This window comes from Amorphoplanes digitatis (assembly GCF_014205335.1).
Classification (GTDB): Bacteria; Actinomycetota; Actinomycetes; order Mycobacteriales; family Micromonosporaceae; genus Actinoplanes; species Actinoplanes digitatus.
Map to the genome: position 1 here is coordinate 3,654,239 of NZ_JACHNH010000001.1, position 17,734 is coordinate 3,671,972.

At 72.2% G+C, this 17,734-nt stretch carries 13 protein-coding genes; 8 read left to right on the top strand and 5 right to left on the bottom strand.

What is annotated here, in order from left to right; genetic code table 11:
• The first annotated feature begins 113 nt into the window (after window positions 1-113).
• The 3 genes from BJ971_RS15760 to BJ971_RS15770 all read left to right on the top strand — a co-directional run bounded on the left by BJ971_RS15760 (window position 114) and on the right by BJ971_RS15770 (window position 2,945).
• Window positions 114-671 (top strand): dihydrofolate reductase family protein, encoded by a 558-nt coding sequence (locus BJ971_RS15760; protein ID WP_184993816.1) that lies wholly within the window; start codon window positions 114-116, stop codon window positions 669-671.
• A gap of 176 nt (window positions 672-847) precedes the next feature.
• Complete coding sequence (locus BJ971_RS15765; protein ID WP_184993818.1) at window positions 848-1,918, top strand: cellulose-binding domain-containing protein; 1,071 nt, start codon at window positions 848-850, stop codon at window positions 1,916-1,918.
• Between the two features lie 97 nt (window positions 1,919-2,015).
• Window positions 2,016-2,945: a hypothetical protein gene (locus tag BJ971_RS15770; RefSeq protein WP_184993820.1), complete on the top strand. Its 930-nt coding sequence runs from the start codon at window positions 2,016-2,018 to the stop codon at window positions 2,943-2,945.
• Here the strand turns inward: BJ971_RS15770 and BJ971_RS15775 are convergent.
• The 3 genes from BJ971_RS15775 to BJ971_RS15785 form a co-directional block, all read right to left on the bottom strand.
• Window positions 2,870-5,890: a GGDEF domain-containing phosphodiesterase gene (locus BJ971_RS15775; protein ID WP_184993822.1), complete on the bottom strand. Its 3,021-nt coding sequence runs from the start codon at window positions 5,888-5,890 to the stop codon at window positions 2,870-2,872. The two genes, BJ971_RS15770 and BJ971_RS15775, sit on opposite strands and share 76 nt — an antisense overlap.
• A gap of 87 nt (window positions 5,891-5,977) precedes the next feature.
• The gene (locus BJ971_RS15780; protein WP_184993824.1) at window positions 5,978-7,024 is read right to left on the bottom strand and encodes a Gfo/Idh/MocA family protein; all 1,047 of its coding nucleotides are present in this window, start codon (window positions 7,022-7,024) and stop codon (window positions 5,978-5,980) included.
• Window positions 7,021-8,052: a LacI family DNA-binding transcriptional regulator gene (locus BJ971_RS15785; protein ID WP_239087216.1), complete on the bottom strand. Its 1,032-nt coding sequence runs from the start codon at window positions 8,050-8,052 to the stop codon at window positions 7,021-7,023. The genes BJ971_RS15780 and BJ971_RS15785 overlap by 4 nt, the downstream gene beginning before the upstream one ends.
• A gap of 109 nt (window positions 8,053-8,161) precedes the next feature.
• Here BJ971_RS15785 and BJ971_RS15790 point away from each other — a divergent pair, with 109 nt between their 5' ends.
• Both BJ971_RS15790 and BJ971_RS15795 read left to right on the top strand, forming a co-directional pair.
• Entirely contained in the window at window positions 8,162-10,063 is a 1,902-nt protein-coding gene (locus BJ971_RS15790) for a discoidin domain-containing protein (RefSeq protein WP_184993828.1), read from the top strand.
• Between the two features lie 84 nt (window positions 10,064-10,147).
• On the top strand, window positions 10,148-10,834 hold the full coding sequence (locus tag BJ971_RS15795; protein ID WP_239087215.1) for a DUF1775 domain-containing protein: 687 nt from the start codon (window positions 10,148-10,150) through the stop codon (window positions 10,832-10,834).
• Here the strand turns inward: BJ971_RS15795 and BJ971_RS15800 are convergent.
• A complete protein-coding gene (locus tag BJ971_RS15800) occupies window positions 10,831-11,985 on the bottom strand; it encodes a helix-turn-helix domain-containing protein (RefSeq protein ID WP_184993830.1) in 1,155 nt (384 codons plus the stop codon). The two genes, BJ971_RS15795 and BJ971_RS15800, sit on opposite strands and share 4 nt — an antisense overlap.
• A gap of 85 nt (window positions 11,986-12,070) precedes the next feature.
• Between BJ971_RS15800 and BJ971_RS15805 the strand changes: the two genes are divergently transcribed.
• From BJ971_RS15805 to BJ971_RS15815, 3 genes are all read left to right on the top strand, one after another.
• Window positions 12,071-13,729, top strand: a complete 1,659-nt coding sequence (locus BJ971_RS15805) for an FAD-binding dehydrogenase (RefSeq protein ID WP_184993832.1) — start codon at window positions 12,071-12,073, stop codon at window positions 13,727-13,729.
• A 76-nt stretch (window positions 13,730-13,805) separates the two neighbouring features.
• A complete protein-coding gene (gene pgi / locus BJ971_RS15810; RefSeq protein ID WP_184993834.1) occupies window positions 13,806-15,437 on the top strand; it encodes a glucose-6-phosphate isomerase in 1,632 nt (543 codons plus the stop codon).
• Between the two features lie 71 nt (window positions 15,438-15,508).
• Entirely contained in the window at window positions 15,509-16,609 is a 1,101-nt protein-coding gene (locus BJ971_RS15815; RefSeq protein ID WP_307837352.1) for a winged helix DNA-binding domain-containing protein, read from the top strand.
• Here BJ971_RS15815 and BJ971_RS15820 read toward each other — a convergent pair.
• Complete coding sequence (locus BJ971_RS15820) at window positions 16,606-17,559, bottom strand: FAD-dependent oxidoreductase (RefSeq protein WP_184993836.1); 954 nt, start codon at window positions 17,557-17,559, stop codon at window positions 16,606-16,608. The genes BJ971_RS15815 and BJ971_RS15820 overlap by 4 nt on opposite strands.
• Between the last annotated feature and the right edge of the window lie 175 nt (window positions 17,560-17,734).

The following is a 17,734-nucleotide window of genomic DNA, read 5'->3' on the forward strand; positions in this document are numbered from 1 at the left end:
ACAGAGGCTCGTTCCCGGGGACCGTTTGGGGACCGCACGGTACGCACGCCGGCGTTTCTGTACGCCTTCAAGGGCGGCCCGTCGAGAGCGGCTCGTCGTTAGACTTGCCGGCCATGGGACTGCTCATCTTCAGCCTCAACCTCACCCTGGACGGTTGCGTCGACCACCAGGAGGGGATCGCCGACGACGAGACTCATGCCTTCTTCACCCGGCTCATGGACGAGGGCGGGGCGATGCTGTGGGGTCGCGTCACCTACGAGATGATGGAGAGCTATTGGCCGGCCGTCGCCCGCGGCGACGAGGAGGCGCCGCCGGCCATGCGCGAGTGGGCGGTCAAGCTGGAGGCCAAACCCAAGTACGTGGTGTCGTCGACGCGCAAGGACTTCCCGTGGGCCAACAGCCACCACGTCGCCGGCGATCTGCGTGAGGGCGTGCAGCAGCTCAAGGACGCGACCCCGGCCGGTGTCCTCCTCGGAAGCGGCAAGCTCGCGACCGAGCTCGACCGGCTGGACCTGATCGACGAGTACAAGCTGCTCGTCCATCCCAGGATCGCCGGCCACGGCCCGACGCTGTACCAGGGCGGGCTGCCCGGCACGCGCCGGCTCGAGCTGCTCTCGGCGGAGCCGCTCCGCAACGGCGCGGTGGCCATGCACTACCGCCGCGCGCGCTGAATCACGGTAGTCCGTCGCCGCCGCAGGGCTGAAGATCGCGTAGCCCACGAGCCGGCGCCCTTCGGGGTGCGACCGAAACTTGCCGAAATCGATTTCGTGGGTCAGAGTGAGGCTCGATAGATGGATGGTCGTCGATTTACGGCGTCCACCCGGCCGGGGTTCGGAAGGAGACCAGGATGCTTCAACGGGTACGCCGTACCGTCGTGGTCGGGGCCGCGCTCGTCACCGTCGTCGCCGGGGCGGCGATCGGCGGGGTGACGTCCGCGCAGGCCGCCGCGGCGGGCTGCCGGGTGGGCTACACCGTCGGCAGCCAGTGGGGTGGGGGATTCAACGCCGACGTCGCCGTGACCAACCTCGGCGATCCCCTCACCGGCTGGACCCTCCGGTGGTCGTTCGCCGCCGGTCAGGTGGTGACGCAGGCGTGGAACGCGGTGACCACGCAGAGCGGCTCGGCGGTCACGGCCGTCAACGCCGGCTGGAACGCGAACCTCGCCACCAACGGCACCGCGACGTTCGGCTTCAACGGCTCGTGGAACAACAGCAGCAACCCCGTGCCGGCGAGCTTCACCCTGAACGGAGTCGTCTGCACCGGCGCGACCACGCCGGGACCCACCGCCTCGCCGAGCACCCCGCCCACGTCCACGCCGCCCACGTCCACGCCGCCTCAGCGCACCGTGCGCGCCTACTGGCTGCGGCCCACCGACGTTGCGTACGACCAGCGGTACGTCGACGGCATCGCCACCGTGATGCGTGAGGCGCAGAGGTACTACCGGCAGGAGCTCGGCAAGACGTTCACCCTCAACGACCCGGTCGTCGAGGTCGTCAACGGCGACCACCCCCGCTCGTGGTACGAGAACACGCCGAACGGCAACGAGTGCTACTGGTGGGTCGTCTTCAACATGCAGCAGGAGCTCCTGCGCAAACTCTCCCTGCGCGCGCCGGACAGCCGCTGGATCAACGTCGGCGAGATCAGCGCCGAGGCATCCTGCTCGGGAGGCGGAGGTGGCGGCGGCTGGGTCATCCTCAGTGGCCACGACGCCGACGGCGCGGCGGGCATCAACGGCCCGATGAACCGCTGGTACGGCGGCATGGTCCACGAGCTCGGGCACGCCTTCGGCCTGCCGGACTCGACCTCGACCGACGGCACCCCGATGTCCGCCTCCTTCTACAGCTACCCGAACACGCACTTCAGCCAGGCGCAGAAGCAGGGCATCCTGAACGGCCCGTACGGCGGCTTCCTGTCCTGACACGGCCACTGATCGGCGGATCGGGGGATACCCGGTCCGCCGATCCGCCGAGTGTCAGCGACTCACGCGTGTCCGTTTCGTCACTATCGTGGTGCCCATGACCGATCAGTTCGAACTCGTCGGAGCCGACCGCGTCACCGCCATCGCCCGGGGTGCGCAGAAGTGGAAGACCAGGCTGAGGATCGGCTTTCACCCGACCCCTTCCGAGTACAAGCGGTGGCTGCCGAGGCTGCCCACCCCGTGGTTCACGCGGGTGTTCCACTCCGGGGGCAAGGGCCTGCCGTCGTATCTCGGCAACGACGCGATCTCCCGCCTGCCGGACCGCACGATCCGGCACATCAGCTACAAGGACCGGGTCGGCGCGACCGCGATCACCGCGTTCCTCGACTCCATCCCGGCCGGGACCGAGGTGTGGCTGACCTGGCATCACGAGGGCGACATCGACTGGGCCGGCGACATCGGCGGCTACCTCGCCTACTGGAAGCTGCTGCGCCGGACGGTCGACGCCCATCCGGCCCGGCCGAACGTCACCCTGATCAACGTGCACACCCTGTACGCCTCGCGGTACAAGCGCCGCGAGATGGACTGGCGCCGGTTCATGGTGCCGGACCTCGCCGACGTCGACAGCTGGGACTGTTACCGGTCGGCCGGCGTCAACGCCTACGAGGCGCCCGAGGCCCTGCTCGGCCTGCCCATCGCGGCGCGGCACGAGTTCGGCGTGCGCACCCACATCACGGAGTTCGGCACCCATCCGACCGACTGGGACACCGACGGCACCTGGCAGGCCATCTGGTACCGCGAGGCGTGCGCCTACCTGGACCGGGCCGGCGTGGAAGCGGTCGGATTCTGGTGCAACGCCGACGGCCAGTTCGACTACCGCCCGACCAAGCCGCGGGTGCTGGAGGAGTGGCGGGCGCTGATGAACCGGTACAACGCCCCGATCGGCGCGCGTCAGGCGGCGACCGCGGTCGTGCGGCCGAGGAGGGTGGGGATCTCGGAGGGCCAGAGGGGTGCGGAGAACAGGTAGCCCTGGCCGTACGGGCAGCCCATCAGGTCGAGGAGTTCGCGCTGGGCGCCGTCCTCGATGCCCTCGGCCACGACCGTCAGGTCGAGGTTGTGTGCCAGCGTGACGATCGCGTCGACCAGGGCGCGTTGCTGGCGGCTGGCCAGGATGTCGTCGATGAAGGACTTGTCGATCTTCAGGACGTCGACGGGCATGTGGCGCAGGTAGCTCAGCGAGGAGTAGCCGGTGCCGAAGTCGTCGATGGCGATTCGGACGCCGAGCGCGCGCAGCTCCTTCAGGTCGGCCCAGACCTGGTCGGCGTCGTGGAGTACCAGGCTTTCGGTGATCTCCAGCAGCAGCCATTCGGGGCGGGCGCCGGCGTCGTCGAGGGCCCGGCGGACCTGGTCGACGAAGCCGGGCTGGCGGAACTGGCGGGGTGAGACGTTGACGCTGACGTAGCGCAGCGGGAGGTCCGGGTCCGCGGCGCGCCACGAGGCGAACTGTTGCAGCGCCTCGCGCAGCACCCAGGCGCCGATGCTCACGACGGCGCCGCTCTCCTCGGCGAGTTCGATGAAGTGTGCCGGGCCCAGCGAGCCGCGCTCGGGGTGCTGCCAGCGCAGCAGCGACTCGACGCCGACGACTTCGCGGGTGCTCACGTCGACGATCGGCTGGTACTGGAGCACGAACTGCTCGTCGTCGATCGCCTCGAGCAGCGAGGTGCGCAGCGCGAGCCGCTCGACCATCTCCGTGTGCAGCTCGTTGCGGTAGCGCCGCCAGGTGGCCTTGCCGACGCCCTTGGCCAGGTAGAGGGCCAGATCGGCGTGGCGCAGCAGCTCGGTCGGGCTGGCCGCCTCGTGGCTGGTGGCGACGCCGACGCTGCCCGCGCCGCCGAGCAGGTGCGTGCCGCCGAGGCCGTCGCTGACCTCGACCGGCTCGGAGAGCGCCAGGACGATGCGCTCGGCGACCTCCTCGGCCGCGGCCGGGTCGGTGGCGTCCTCGATGAGGATGGCGAACTCGTCGCCGCCCATCCGGGCCGCCATGTTCGACGCTCCGATGGCGTTCGTGATCCGCTCGCCGATGGCGATCAGCAACTGGTCGCCGACCGCGTGCCCGAGGGTGTCGTTGACACCCTTGAAGTCGTCGAGGTCGATGAAGAGGACGCCGATCTTGGCCGCGTCCTGTTCGGACCGCACGAACGACTGCTCCAGGCGGTCGCGGAACAGCATCCGGTTGGCGAGCCCGGTGAGCCCGTCGTGGAAGGCCTGGTGTGCCAGGTCGTTCTCCAGGCGCCGGCGTTCGGTGACGTCCCGGATGGTCAGGACGAGGCCGGCGACGGTCGGGTCGTCCCGCAGGTCGCGGGCGGCGCACTCGACCTGGCGCAGCCGCCGGTCGGCGCAGACCACGGTGAGGTCGGCGGCCTCCGGCCCGCCGTCGCCCGAGCGGGCCAGGTCCAGGGTGCGGGCCAGGGCGGCGCGGTGGGTGTCGGCGATCAGGCCGGACAGCGGTTGGCCGGGCAGCTCGGTCCAGCCGAGGACGGTGGTCGCGGACGGGCTCGCGTACCGGATCCGGTCGTCGTCGCCGACGATCAGGATGACGTCGGACGCGCTCTGGATCAGGGTCCGGAAGTAGGCCTCGCCGTCGCGCCGGCTGATCTCGCCGGCCAGGCCGATCCGCTCGACCACCAGGGTGACCTGGTCGAACAGGGCCCGTACCGCGGGCATCACGGCGTGCAGGACCGAGTCCGGCGCCGACAGGTGCATCGTGGCCAGCCGCGGCGGGCTGCCCGGCCGGATCACCCCGGCACGCAGGGCGAGGCCGGAGCCGTCACCGGGCGCGGGCACCAGGCTGATGCCCGCCTCGGCCGCCGCGGCCGGGTCGAGCGGCACCGACTCTTCGGCGGTCAGGCGGTAGTGTCGTCCGGCCGGCATGAGCTCGCCGATCGCGGTCCCTATCGCCGCCCTGATTTCGTCCTCGGTCGTCGCGGCCGAGAGCGCGGCGTTGGCGCGGCGCAGGGCGCTCTCGCGCAGGTTGGTCTGGCGCTGGTCGGCGAGCAGCCCGTAGACCCGGCCCATCACCAGCAGGAAGATCAGCGCCGAGACGGCCGCGATGACGGGCGCGTTGGTGACGCCGCCGTCGAAGTGCTGTGCGAGCAGGACGGCCGGGGCGATCAGCGCGGCGGCGGCCAGCAGTACCAGGCGGCGTCCGCCGGTCTCGACGTTGTCCGTGCTGGGGGCGGTGTGCTCGGTGAGCCGGGTCATCGACGGGTGCAGCGCGGCGTATCCGGCGGCGAAGTAGAAGGCGACCCAGCCGAGGTAGACGGGGCCACCGATGGCCCAGTCGCCGTCGAGGCGGGCCATGCCGTAGACGACGTCGGAGATCAGCGCGCCGACGATGCTCACGGACAACAGGCGTACCGCGAGCGGCTTGCGGCCCGGGGCGGTGAGCAGGCGCAACATCAGGGCGAGGGCCAGCACGTCGCCGAGCGGGTACCCGATGGCGATCGCCTTCTCCTGGAGTGTCAGGTCGGCGACCTTGACGTAGGGCACGATCAGGTAGATCCAGGCGAGCAGCCCGAGGCTGACCGTCGGCAGGAGCGCATCGAGCAGCGCGGCCCGGTTCGCGTTGCCCGAGCGGCTCCGGATGAAGATTGTCAGCGCGGCCGCGAGCGGCGGGTAGACAAGCAGGTAGAAAACGTCGGACGGACCGGGGAACGGGGTGACCAGACCCATCGCGTCCTGGATGTAGGTGAGCGTGTCGCCGAAGACGTAGCAGACCAGGGCGACGGCGAGCAGATACCACGGCAGGCGGCGCGCGGGCCGGTTCGCCCGGACACCCACGACGATCGCCGCGGCGCCGGAGAGCCCGATCAGCCCCCACGTGAAGGGGTGCCCCGCCGGCCAGGCGTAGTTGGCGGCGGTCAGCACGGCCATCCATACGGTGAAGCACGCGCGAGCGGGTCGCGTGGTCATTCGGGCTCCGATCGGAAGGCGGCCTGACAGCTTTCCGTTCGGTGTGTGATCACCCCGGCTGAACGCGAAGGATCCTTCGCAACCGGATTACGCCCAGGGCTCGGTGCCGGTGGTGACGGTGCGGTCGGTGTCGGCGGCCTCCTCGACGGCGAGCGCGATCAGGTGGTCCTGCGCGCCGTCGGCCAGCGGGTACGGCGCCTCGGCCTCGCCGCGGACCCACGCGGCGGTGGCGTCGAGCAGCGTCGCGATGGCGATCTCCTCGTCGCTCCAGCGCCGCCCGGGGTACGGGTTGCGGTAGAGCACCTCCCCGCCGTACGTGATCGTGTCGGTGTCGAAGCCGTCCAGGTCCAGGTCGTAGCCGGTCTGCCGGCGTACCAGAGGCGTGCGCACGACCGTGCGCGGCGCGGGCAGCCGGACCACCTCGTCGTCGCGGAGCTCGCCGTGGCTGCCGCGGACCAGCAGGCGGCGGAAGCGCAGCTGGTTGTGCCACTGGTTGGTGGTGAAGTCGTAGAGCCCGGAGCGCCCGTCGCCGAAGTCGAGGGTGGCGATGGTCGTGGTCGCGGGTTTCGGGTCGGTGTCGTCGGTCCAGCCGTCGCGGGTCAGCAGGTCGAGCAGCGGCGCGGTGGTGCGGCTCGCGCGCACGCTCACCGCTCCGCGACCGGCACCGAGGATGCCGCGGATCAGCGAGACCGCGTGGTACTGGTGTGTCGAGGAGACCTGCACCTGGGTGGGCGTGCCGATGAGGCCGCCGCGCACGGCCGCTTGCCGGGCGGCGTGCGCGGGCATCAGCAGGTACTGCTCGGCCACCTGCACCAGCCCGGACGCGCCGACGGCGGCCCACAGCTCCCGCAGCCCGGCGACGTCCGGCGCCGGGGGAGTCTCGGCCAGCACGGGCAGGCCGCGCTCGACCGCCTCGACGATCAGCCCGGGGCCGGCCTGCCAGGACACGGCGGTCACCACGAAGTCCGGCGCGGCGCCGGCCACGCACTCGGCCAGCGAGCGATACGTCGGCACGGGCAGGTCGCGCGGGCTGCGGACCACCGCGCCGACACACTCCAGGCCGGGCATGCCGGCCGCGATCCGCCAGAACATCTCGGCGCGCCATCCGGCGCCCACCACCGCGAACGAGGTCACCGGGGCACCCTATCGGTGGAGTCCCGCACCACGAGTTCGGTGGCGAGCTCGACGTGCAGCGCCTCCAGCTCGTGCCGTTCGAGCAGGCGGGCCAGCAGGGACACCGCCATCCGGCCGAGCTCCGCGAGGGGCTGGCGCACGGTGGTGAGCGTCGGGCTGGTTGCCCGGCTCAGGTCGATGTCGTCGAAGCCCGCGACCGAGACGTCGTGCGGCACCCGCAGCCCCCGGGCGGCGGCCGCCTGTAGCGCGCCGACGGCGGCCTTGTCGTTGAAGCCGACCAGCGCGGTGGGGCGTTCGGGCAGGTCGAGCAGCTCGCCGGCGGCACGCCGGCCCCACTCGACGGTCGGCTCGACGTGCCGGATCAGGCCGGGCGCGCTCAGGACGCCGGCGTCGGCCAGCGCGGCGCTGTGCCCGGCCAGCCGGGCGTCGCTGGCCAGCCACTCGCGCGGGCCCGCCACCACCCCGATGCGCCGATGGCCGAGCCAGGTGAGGTGCGCGGTGAGGCTGCGCGCCCCGGCGGCGTGCGCGGCGGACACGGCGGCGACGTCGCGCGGCGGCGGCAGCCGGGGGTCGACCACGACGAACGGGAAGCGGTGCGCGCGCAGCGCCTCGATGTCCGCCGCCGACTCCGGCGGCAGGATCAGCACCGCGCCGGCCAGGCCCGAGCGGCCGGGCAGCTTCGCCAGCGCGGGGGAGCGCTGGGCGGACTCGCCGGCGTCGAGCACGAGCTGGCGCCCGTACAGCAGCAGGGTGTCGGCGATCGAGGAGACGATCACGCCGAAGTAGTCCGTCAGCACGTACGGGCAGCGCACGAAGATCGAGCCCGCGATCGGCCGGGCCGGGCCGCGGGGTCTCGGCCCGGGGCCGCGCAGCCGGGCCACGGTGCTCTCCACCAGCTCGCGGGTCTCGGGTGCGACGTTGCCGCGGCCGTTGAGGACGCGCGAGACGGTGGCGATCGACACGCCGGCCGCGGCGGCGACGTCCCGGACGGTGTTGCGCCCGGAATTTGTTACATCGCCTTGTTTCACAAAAGTGCAGCTTACTGGCGTGCAGAACATCTTGACAGGGCCGATTCGAGATTGTTTCCTGTCGATGTAGATGGAGCAATTTGTTTCATTTGTTTCAAGGGAGTGGATCATGCGAACACTCGGTGCGGCGGTTGGTGCCGCCCTGCTGATCCTGACGACGGCGCCCGCGCAGGCGCACGGCGGCGGCGCGCCGCAGGCCCGGGTCTGGGTCACCACCCCGGACCGGGCCGAGCAGCTGCACGAGCGCGCACCCGTGACGTTCACGCGCGGCGGCAGCGCCGAGACCACCATCACGATCGATCCCGGCACCCGTTACCAGAGCATGGACGGCTTCGGCGCGTCCCTGACCGACTCGGCCGCCAGCGTGCTCTACCGGCTCGACCCGGCCGCGCGCGACCGGGCGATGCGGTCGCTGTTCGACCCGCGCGAGGGCATCGGCGTCGGCTTCCTGCGCCAGCCGGTCGGCTCCTCCGACTTCACCGCGGCGCCCGCGCACTACAGCTACGACGACGTGCCGGCCGGCGAGACCGACTTCGCGCTGCGGCACTTCAGCATCGCGCACGACCGGGCACAGATCCTGCCGCTGCTGCGCCGGGCGCGGCAGCTCAACCCGCAACTGAAGATCATGGGTACGCCGTGGAGCGCGCCGGCGTGGATGAAGACCAGCGACTCGCTGATCGGCGGCCATCTGAAGGACGAGCCGCGGATCTACGACGCCTACGCCCGCTACCTGGTCCGGTACGTGCGCGAGTACGCGCGGGCGGGCGTGCCGATCGACTACCTGACCGTCCAGAACGAGCCGCAGAACCGGCACGACGGCGGCTACCCGGGCGCCGCGGTGCCCGTCGGGCAGGCCGCCAAGGTCATCGAGGCGCTCGGCCCGCTGCTGCGCCGGTACAGCCCGCGCACCCGGATCCTCGGCTACGACCACAACTGGGCCACGCACCCGGGCGACGTCGGCACCACCCCGCCGGGCGAGGATCCGGAGACCGACTACCCGTACCGGCTGCTGGACTCGCCGGCCGGCCGGTGGCTCGCCGGCACCGCGTACCACTGCTACTCGGGCGAACCGAGCGCGCAGACCGCGCTGCACGAGGCGTACCCCGGCAAGGGCATCTGGTTCACCGAGTGCTCCGGCTCGCACGGCGCGCAGGACACCCCCGAGCAGATCTTCCGGGGCACGCTCACCTGGCACGCACGGACCCTGGCCATCGGCACCACCCGCAACTGGGCGAAGTCCGTGGTGAACTGGAACATCGCCCTGGACAGCACCGGCGGGCCGCACCTGGGCGGCTGCGGCACCTGCACCGGCCTGCTGACCCTGCACCCGGACGGCGCGGTCACCCGCGACGCCGAGTACTTCACGATCGGGCACCTGGCGAAGTTCGTGAGGCCGGGCGCGTACCGCGTCGCCAGCACCTCGTTCGGCACCACCAGCTGGAACGGCCAGATCATGGACGTGGCGTTCCGCAACCCGGACGGCTCCACCGCCCTGGTCGTGCACAACGAGAACGACGACCCGCGCACCTTCGCGGTGGCCGTCGGCGACCACTCGTTCGAGTACACGCTGCCCGGCGGCGCCCTTGCCACGTTCACCTGGCCCCGCGGCCTCGATACCGGCCTTGACCTCGTCGACCTCGACGGCGCGACGGCCACCGCCTCGCCGGCGGGCGGGGACCCGGCGGCCGCGGTCGACGGCGACGGCTCGACCCGCTGGTCCAGCGGCGCGCCGCAGGAGCCGGGTCAGTACCTCCAGGTGGACCTCGGCGCCGTCCACCGGCTGCGCCGGGTGGCGATCGACAGCGGCGGACACACCGGGGACTACGCCCGCGGCTGGACGCTGTCGGCAAGCACCGACGGCGCCGGCTGGCACACCCTGGCCCGGGGCGAGGGCGCCGGCCAGCTGACCAACGTCGACCTGCCGCCCACCCGCGCCCGCTTCCTGCGGGTCACGTCGACCGGCGGCAGCGGGAGCTGGTGGAGCATCGCGGATCTTCGCGTCTACCGGTGAGGATTCCGGTATGTCGCGGAAATTCCTGGCGCGGTGGGCGATTGTGGGGGTGATGTCTCCTCTGCGGTAAAGGTGGTACCCGGCGTGCGTTACAGGTCCCGGTTGACGACGATCAGCGCCCTCGCCGCGCTGGCGGTCCTCGCGCTCGCCGCACCCGCGGCCGCCCACGTCGAGGTCAGCGCGGACAAGGCACACGCCGGCGCGACCGACGTGACGCTCAGCTTCCAGGGCGAGGCCGAGAACCCGTCCGGCATCGTCAGCGAGCGGGTGGTGCTGCCCGCGGGCATCGCGCCGGCCGACGTGACCCCGGTGAAGACGCCCGCGGGCTGGGAGTTCGCGACGACCTCCGACGGCTTCACGGTCGGCGGCAAGGCGCTCCCCGCGAACCAGGACGCCGAGTGGAGCGTCAAGGTCGCGCTGCTGCCCGCCGACCAGACCCGGCTGTCGTTCAAGACCCTGGAGACCTACGCGGACGGCGAGGTCTCCCGCTGGATCGAGATCCAGGAGGAGGGCGCCGCGGAGCCGGCCAACCCGGCGCCGCTGCTCGTCCTCCAGCCCGGCCCGCCGGTCGCCTCGGCACCGGCCACCGAGTCGTCCCCGCCGGAGATCTCCGACGCGCCGACGCCGCAGGACGTCGGGCCGGTGCCGACCGAGAGCGCCGACGGCCCGAACCCGGTGTGGATGTGGTGGATGTGGGCCGTCTTCGCCGTCGTCCTCGTCGGCGGCGTCGCCTTCGGGTGGAGGTATTTCCACCGCAACTCCCGGCGTTAGCCCAGCCGGTGCCGCAGGGCCAGTTCCAGCGCCAGCCGCGCGTCCGGGTCGTCGAGGGCGGCGCCGAACAGGCGCCGGATCTTGCGCATGCGGTACCGCACGGTCTGCGGGTGCGCGTGCAGGGCCGCGGCGGCCGGGATGACCTGGCCCTGCGCCCGCAGCCACGCCAGCAGCGTCGGGCCGAGCACGTCACCCTCCGCCGCGCCCAGCGGCGCGAGGTGACGGGCCGCGAGCCGGTCGCCGAGCCCCGGCTCCCAGGCGGTGATCAGCGTGACCAGGTGCTCGTCGCAGCGCAGCGGCGCATCCGCCGGCAGCGCGCCGTCCTGTTGCAGCAGCAGCGCGCGCCGCGACAGCCGGAACGACAGCCGGGCCGCGGCCAGCTCCACCGACGGCCCGATCGCCGCGCGCCGTCCCGACAGCACCGCGGTCAGGTGCGCGAGCCGTCCCGGGGTGCCCGGCTCCGGCACGACCAGCCGGGTGGCGTCGTCGATGACCGTGGCGATGGTGCCGCCGCCGGCGAGCTGGGCCACGTGCTCGCCGTCGGTGCCCTCGACGCTGACCACCGCGACGGTCTCCGGCAGCGTCCAGCGGGCGGCGACCGCGGCCGCCCGGATCGCGGCGGCATCCGGCCCGGGCTGCACCAGCAGGGTGATCAGCCGGCGCCGGGTGGTGTCCCAGTCCCGGGCGTTGCGGCGCTGCTCGTCCAGGTAACCCTCGGCCGCGGCACCGGCCAGCATGTCGGTGAAGCCGAACAGCGCCGACGCGAGCACGTAGAGCACGTCCGGCGGCAGGTCCCGGTCGACCAGGTACGCCCAGATGTCGCGGCCGCCGAGCATGAGGATCGAGCGCAGCGCGTCGACGGTGTGCCCCTCGCGGTACTCGGTGCGGCCGAGCCGGACGAACACCTCCCGGGTCGGCGCCAGGTCGGCGCCAGGCACGGCCACCGCGTCCGCGAACGCGTCGACGGCGGTACGCACCCCGAGGGCGAGCCCCCGGCCCTGTACGCCGCCCAGCGGCCGGCCCTGCGCGCCCATGGCCGCCTGGATGGTCGCCAGCACCCGGTCGAGGAGCTCGCCCCGGACGGCCCGGACCTGCTCGCCGACGTCGGCAGGAAGGGCGGCGAGGCGGGGCTCCAGCACGGAGAAGAGCAAGCTTTGTCACCTCGGTGATAAATCAGCGGAGAAAGTCAGCGCCCAAGGACCACCATGTTGGCATGATCATGCCTAGCGTAGGGGCATGGACGCAGATGTGATCGTCGTGGGCGCGGGCCTTGCCGGCCTGGCCGCGACAGCCGAACTGGCCGACGCCGGACGAAAGGTGCTCCTGCTCGACCAGGAGCCCGAGCAGAGCCTCGGCGGGCAGGCGTTCTGGTCGTTCGGCGGGCTCTTCCTGGTCGACACGCCCGAGCAGCGCCGGATGGGCGTGCGCGACAGCGCCGACCTGGCCTGGCAGGACTGGCTCGGCAGCGCCGCCTTCGACCGCGACGAGGACCACTGGCCGCGCAAGTGGGCCGAGGCCTACGTGCAGTTCGCGGCCGGCGAGAAGCGGTCCTGGCTGCACGCCATGGGCCACCGGCTGTTCCCGGTGGTGGGCTGGGCCGAGCGCGGCGGGGGCGCCGCGGACGGCCACGGCAACTCCGTGCCGCGCTTCCACCTGACCTGGGGCACCGGCCCCGGCCTGGTCGAGCCGTTCGAGCGCCGGGTCCGGGCCGCCGCCGAGAAGGGTCTGGTGACGTTCGGTTTCCGGCACCGCGTCGACGGCCTGGTCAAGACCGGCGGCGTGGTCACCGGGGTGCGGGGGCGCACCCTGGTGGCCAGCGACATCCGCCGCGGCGAGTCCAGCTCGCGGGAGGAGACCGGCGACTTCGAGTACGCGGCGCAGGCGGTGATCGTCACCTCGGGCGGCATCGGCGGCGACCACGACCTGGTCCGGGCGGCCTGGCCGGAGCGCCTGGGCACGCCGCCGAAGCGGATGGTCTCCGGCGTGCCCGCACACGTCGACGGCCGGATGCTCGGCATCACCGAGGCCGCCGGTGGCCAGATCATCAACCCGGACCGGATGTGGCACTACACCGAGGGCCTGCGCAACTGGGACCCGATCTGGCCCGGCCACGGCATCCGGATCCTGCCCGGCCCGTCGTCGCTGTGGCTGGACGCCACCGGCCGGCGGCTGCCGGCGCCGCTCTTCCCCGGCTTCGACACGCTCGGGACGCTCAAGCACCTGATGTCGACCGGCTACGACTACAGCTGGTTCGTGCTCACCCAGAAGATCATCGAGAAGGAGTTCGCCCTGTCGGGCTCCGAGCAGAACCCGGACCTGACGAACAAGAGCATCCGCCAGGTGCTGGGCCGGGTCCGGCCGGGGGCCACGCCGCCGGTGGAGGCCTTCAAGCGCAACGGCGCGGACTTCGTCGTCGCGCCAAACCTGCCCGAGCTGGTGGCCGGCATGAACAAGCTGGCCGCGCAGGAGGGCGGCCCGCAGCTCGACCTCGATTCGGTACGCCGGACGGTCGAGTCCCGCGACCGCGAGATGGCCAACCCGTTCAGCAAGGACGCCCAGGTCACGGCCATACACGGGGCGCGCCGGTACCGGGGCGACAAGCTGATCCGGGTCGCCACGCCGCACCGCCTGCTCGACCCCGCCGCGGGCCCGCTGATCGCCGTCCGCCTGAACATCCTCACCCGCAAGACCCTCGGCGGCCTGCACACCGACCTCTCCGCCCGCGTGCTCACCGACGCGGGCGAGCCGCTGCCCGGCCTCTACGCCGCCGGCGAGGTCGCCGGGTTCGGCGGCGGCGGCATGCACGGCTACAACGCGCTGGAGGGCACCTTCCTGGGCGGCTGCCTCTTCTCCGGCCGTGTCGCCGGCCGCAGCGCCGCGGCGGCCACCGCCTGAGGTGTCCCGGCGGCGGGCGAATTCGATCCGTGCCACGATGAACGCGGAATCTCAGGTCCAGGCGGGAGTCAAGGCAATGAGCGAACACGTTTCCGACAGCGCCGAATGGCAGGCAGTGCAGGGGCACGCCGAGAAGTTCTCCGGCGTGCACCTGCGCGAGCTGTTCGACAGCGATCCGCGGCGCGGCGAGCGGCTCACCGCATCGGTGGCGGACCTCCACGTGGACTACAGCAAGAACCTGGTCACCGACGAGGTGCTCGCCGCCCTGTTCGCCCTCGCGGAGCGGGCCCGGCTGCGTGAGCGCATCGAGGCGATGTTCTCGGGCGAGCACATCAACGTCACCGAGGACCGGGCGGTGCTGCACACGGCGCTGCGGCTGCCGCGCGACGCCGCCCTCGTGGTCGACGGGCAGGACATCGTCCACGACGTGCACGAGGTCCTCGACCGGATGGGTGAATTCACCGACCGGGTCCGCTCCGGCGAGTGGCGCGGCGCCACCGGCGAGCGCATCAGGACGATCGTCAACATCGGCATCGGCGGGTCCGACCTCGGGCCGGTGATGGCGTACGAGGCGCTCAAGGCGTACGCGGATCCGGGTCTGACCTGCCGCTTCATCTCCAACATCGACCCGACGGACCTGTACGAGAAGACGCACGACCTCGACCCGGCGTCGACGCTGTTCGTGGTCGTCTCGAAGACGTTCGGCACCCAGGAGACGCTGACCAACGCCACCGAGGCGCGCAACTGGCTGCTGGCCGGCCTGGGCGGCGACGCCTCCGCGGTGGCCCGGCACTTCGTCGCGGTCAGCACGAACGCGCAGCGGGTGGCCGACTTCGGCATCGACACCGAGAACATGTTCGGCTTCTGGGACTGGGTCGGCGGCCGCTACTCGCTGCCGTCCGCGGTCGGCCTCTCGGTGATGCTCGCGATCGGCCGGCAGCGGTTCGGCGAGCTGCTGGCGGGCTACCACGCCGTCGACGAGCACTACCGCACCGCGCCGCTGGAGCAGAACGTGCCGGTGCTGATGGGCCTGCTGAACGTCTGGTACGACACGTTCCTCGGCGCGCAGTCGCACGCGGTGCTGCCGTACTCGCAGTACCTGCACCGCTTCGCCGCCTACCTCCAGCAGCTCACCATGGAGAGCAACGGCAAGCGGGTGCGCCTGGACGGCGCGGCCGTGGACTACCAGACCGGCGAGGTCTTCTGGGGCGAGCCGGGCACCAACGGCCAGCACGCCTTCTACCAGCTGATCCACCAGGGCACGAAGCTGATCCCGGCGGACTTCATCGGCTTCAGCGTGCCCAACCACGACACCGGCGAGATGCACGACCTGTTCATGTCGAACTTCTTCGCCCAGACCGGCGCGCTGGCCTTCGGCCGCACCGCCGAGCAGATCGAGGCCGAGGGCGTCGCGGCGGCGATCGTGGCGCACAAGGTGATGCCGGGCAACCACCCGACCACCACGATCCTGGCCGAGAAGCTCACCCCGGGCGTGCTGGGCCAGCTCATCGCCCTGTACGAGCACATCACGTTCACCCAGGGCGTGATCTGGGAGATCAACCCGTTCGACCAGTGGGGCGTCGAGCTGGGCAAGGTCATGGCCAACCAGCTCGCGCCGCTGCTCACCGCCGCCGAGGCTCCGGCGGCGTCGGGCGACTCGTCGACGGACGCCCTGATCGCCCGGTACCGCGCGCAGCGGGGCCGCTGATCCTCGGATCCGATGGGGTGGCCCACCCGGGCCACCCCAAACTTGTCGGTGCCCCGGCATAGGCTGCCGAGGTGGAACTGACCGACGCGCAGGCGCTGGCCCTGCGGATGCGCAGCCTGCTGCTGGGGCCCGGCGCCGGCCCGGACTCCGTGGCCGGCGTCGTGGAGTGGTTCGGCGCGATGCAGGCGCAGGACATGGCGAGCGGCCTGTGGTCGCTGGGCGTGCGGCTGCCCGCGTTCACCCTCGACGACGTGAACGCGGCGCTGGAGCGCCGCGAGGCGATCCGCACCTGGCCGATGCGCGGCACCGTCCACCTGGTCCCGCCGGCCGACGCGCACTGGATGCTCGAGCTGACCGGCGTGCGCATGCTGGCCGGCGCGGCGAAACGCCGCGCGGTCATCGGCCTGGAGGAGCGGGACGCCGACCGCGGCGTCGAGGTCCTCGCGACCGTCCTCAAGGGCCGCCGGCTCACCCGCGCCGAGTGCCTTACCGCCCTGGCCGACGCGGGCATCGAGCTCGCCGGCCAGAAGGGCTACCACCTCATGTGGTACGCGAGCCAGAAGGGCGTCACCTGCATCGCGCCGCACGTCGGCAAGGAGCAGACGTTCGTGCTGCTGGACGAGTGGGTCCCCGAGCCCAACAGGCCCTCGCGCGAGGAGGCGCTGGGCATCATCGCGCTCCGCTTCTTCCGCGGCCACGGCCCGGCCACCCGGGCGGACCTGGCGCGCTGGACCGGCCTGACGATGACGGACGTGAAGGCCGGCGTCGCCGCGGCGGGTGATGCCCTGACGACGGTCCGGGTCGACGGCACCGAGATGCTCGTCGCGCCGGAGCTGCTGGACGCCCCCGCGGCGCCGCCGGCCGGGGGGTGGACGGCGCTGCCGGGCTTCGACGAATACATGCTGGGCTACAAGGACCGCGGCCTGATGATGGACGACGCGCACCTGCAGGCGGTCGTGCCGGGCGGCAACGGGGTGTTCCAGTCCACGATCGTGCGCGACGGGCGGGTGGTCGGCACCTGGAAGCGCACCCTCGGCGCGAAGGCGGTCACCATCGACGTGTTCCCGCTGGTGCCGCTCGGAGCCGCCGAGCGCGAGCAGGCGGAGGCGGCGCTGCTGCCGTATTCGGCGTTCGTCGGGCTGCCCCCGCGGATCCGCTGGCCGCAGAGCTAGATCAGGGCGCGGACGAGTTCCAGCACGCTGTCGGCGCAGCCCCAGGAGAGGCTGACCCCCGCGCCGCTGTGCCCGTAGTTGTGCACCAGGTGCCGGCCGCCCAGGTTCTCGTGCTCCAGCCGGATCTGGGGGCGGTCGGGGCGGATCCCGGTGCGGTGCCCGAGCACCCGCGCGGTGGCGATCGCCGGCACGATGCCGGCGCAGCGTTCGATGATCCCCTTGGCCACGGCGAGGTCGGGCTCCGGATCGAACTGGCCCTTCTCGGCGCTGCCGCCGAGCAGCAGGATCTCGCCCTGCGGCAGCAGGTAGGTCATCTCGTCGAGCTGTGCGGTGTGCTCGGCGAAGAACTCGGTGACCCCGGGATTGCGGACGGCCACCAGCTGCCCGCGGATGGGTTCCACCTCGGGATCCGGCACCAGCTGCCGGGCACCGATGCCGGTGCAGTTGACCACGACGGGCCCCGGCGTCTCGCTCAGGCTGCGCACCTCGGCGATCGTCAGCCGCCCGCCGGCCGCCTTCAGGCGCCGCTCCAGGTAGCTCAGGTAGGGCGGCATGTCGATGATCGGCGCGATGTAGTGCCAGCCGCTGACGAACCCGCTCGGCAGCTCGCCGGGGTCGCACTCGCGGTAGCCGGGCAGGTGGTGCGCCCAGTCCGGCGACGGGATCGGCGTCCGGGAGGCCTCGACGCCGTCCACCAGCCGCACGTGCGGGAGCCCCGCCTCCGCCAGGTCGCGGAACACGTCGTAGGCGCGGGCGCTCCACTGTGGCACCAGCGGATGGTTGGCGTAGATGGGGTCCCAGATCGCGCCGGCGGCCGCCGAGGTGGTCCGCTCGGGTCTGCCGCGCGCCCGGATCAGGACGCGCAATCCCTCCTCGGCGAGCCGGACGGCCGTGGTCAGGCCTGATACGCCGGCGCCGATGACTACGACATCGGGTCGGGCAGAGGTCATCGTCCGACGCTAACCGTGCGTTCGCCGTAATCACGTCGAAGGACATAAATATACGACGGCTGCGGACTTTGGCGCCCGCGGGTTGTCGGAGCCCCGAGGGAATGCTAGCAACGGTGCGTTCGGCTCCAAATACTGAGCGTGTTGCATTCCGCGATCGAATGCGGTGCAATCGACT

Bases quoted from the DNA above. Each gene is read 5' to 3' on its own strand.
- BJ971_RS15760 (WP_184993816.1), top strand. From the start codon at position 114: ATGGGACTGCTCATCTTCAGCCTCAACCTCACCCTGGACGGTTGCGTC.
- BJ971_RS15765 (WP_184993818.1), top strand. From the start codon at position 848: ATGCTTCAACGGGTACGCCGTACCGTCGTGGTCGGGGCCGCGCTCGTC.
- BJ971_RS15770 (WP_184993820.1), top strand. From the start codon at position 2,016: ATGACCGATCAGTTCGAACTCGTCGGAGCCGACCGCGTCACCGCCATC.
- BJ971_RS15775 (WP_184993822.1), bottom strand. From the start codon at position 5,890: ATGACCACGCGACCCGCTCGCGCGTGCTTCACCGTATGGATGGCCGTG.
- BJ971_RS15790 (WP_184993828.1), top strand. From the start codon at position 8,162: ATGCGAACACTCGGTGCGGCGGTTGGTGCCGCCCTGCTGATCCTGACG.
- BJ971_RS15805 (WP_184993832.1), top strand. From the start codon at position 12,071: ATGGACGCAGATGTGATCGTCGTGGGCGCGGGCCTTGCCGGCCTGGCC.
- pgi (WP_184993834.1), top strand. From the start codon at position 13,806: ATGAGCGAACACGTTTCCGACAGCGCCGAATGGCAGGCAGTGCAGGGG.
- BJ971_RS15820 (WP_184993836.1), bottom strand. From the start codon at position 17,559: ATGACCTCTGCCCGACCCGATGTCGTAGTCATCGGCGCCGGCGTATCA.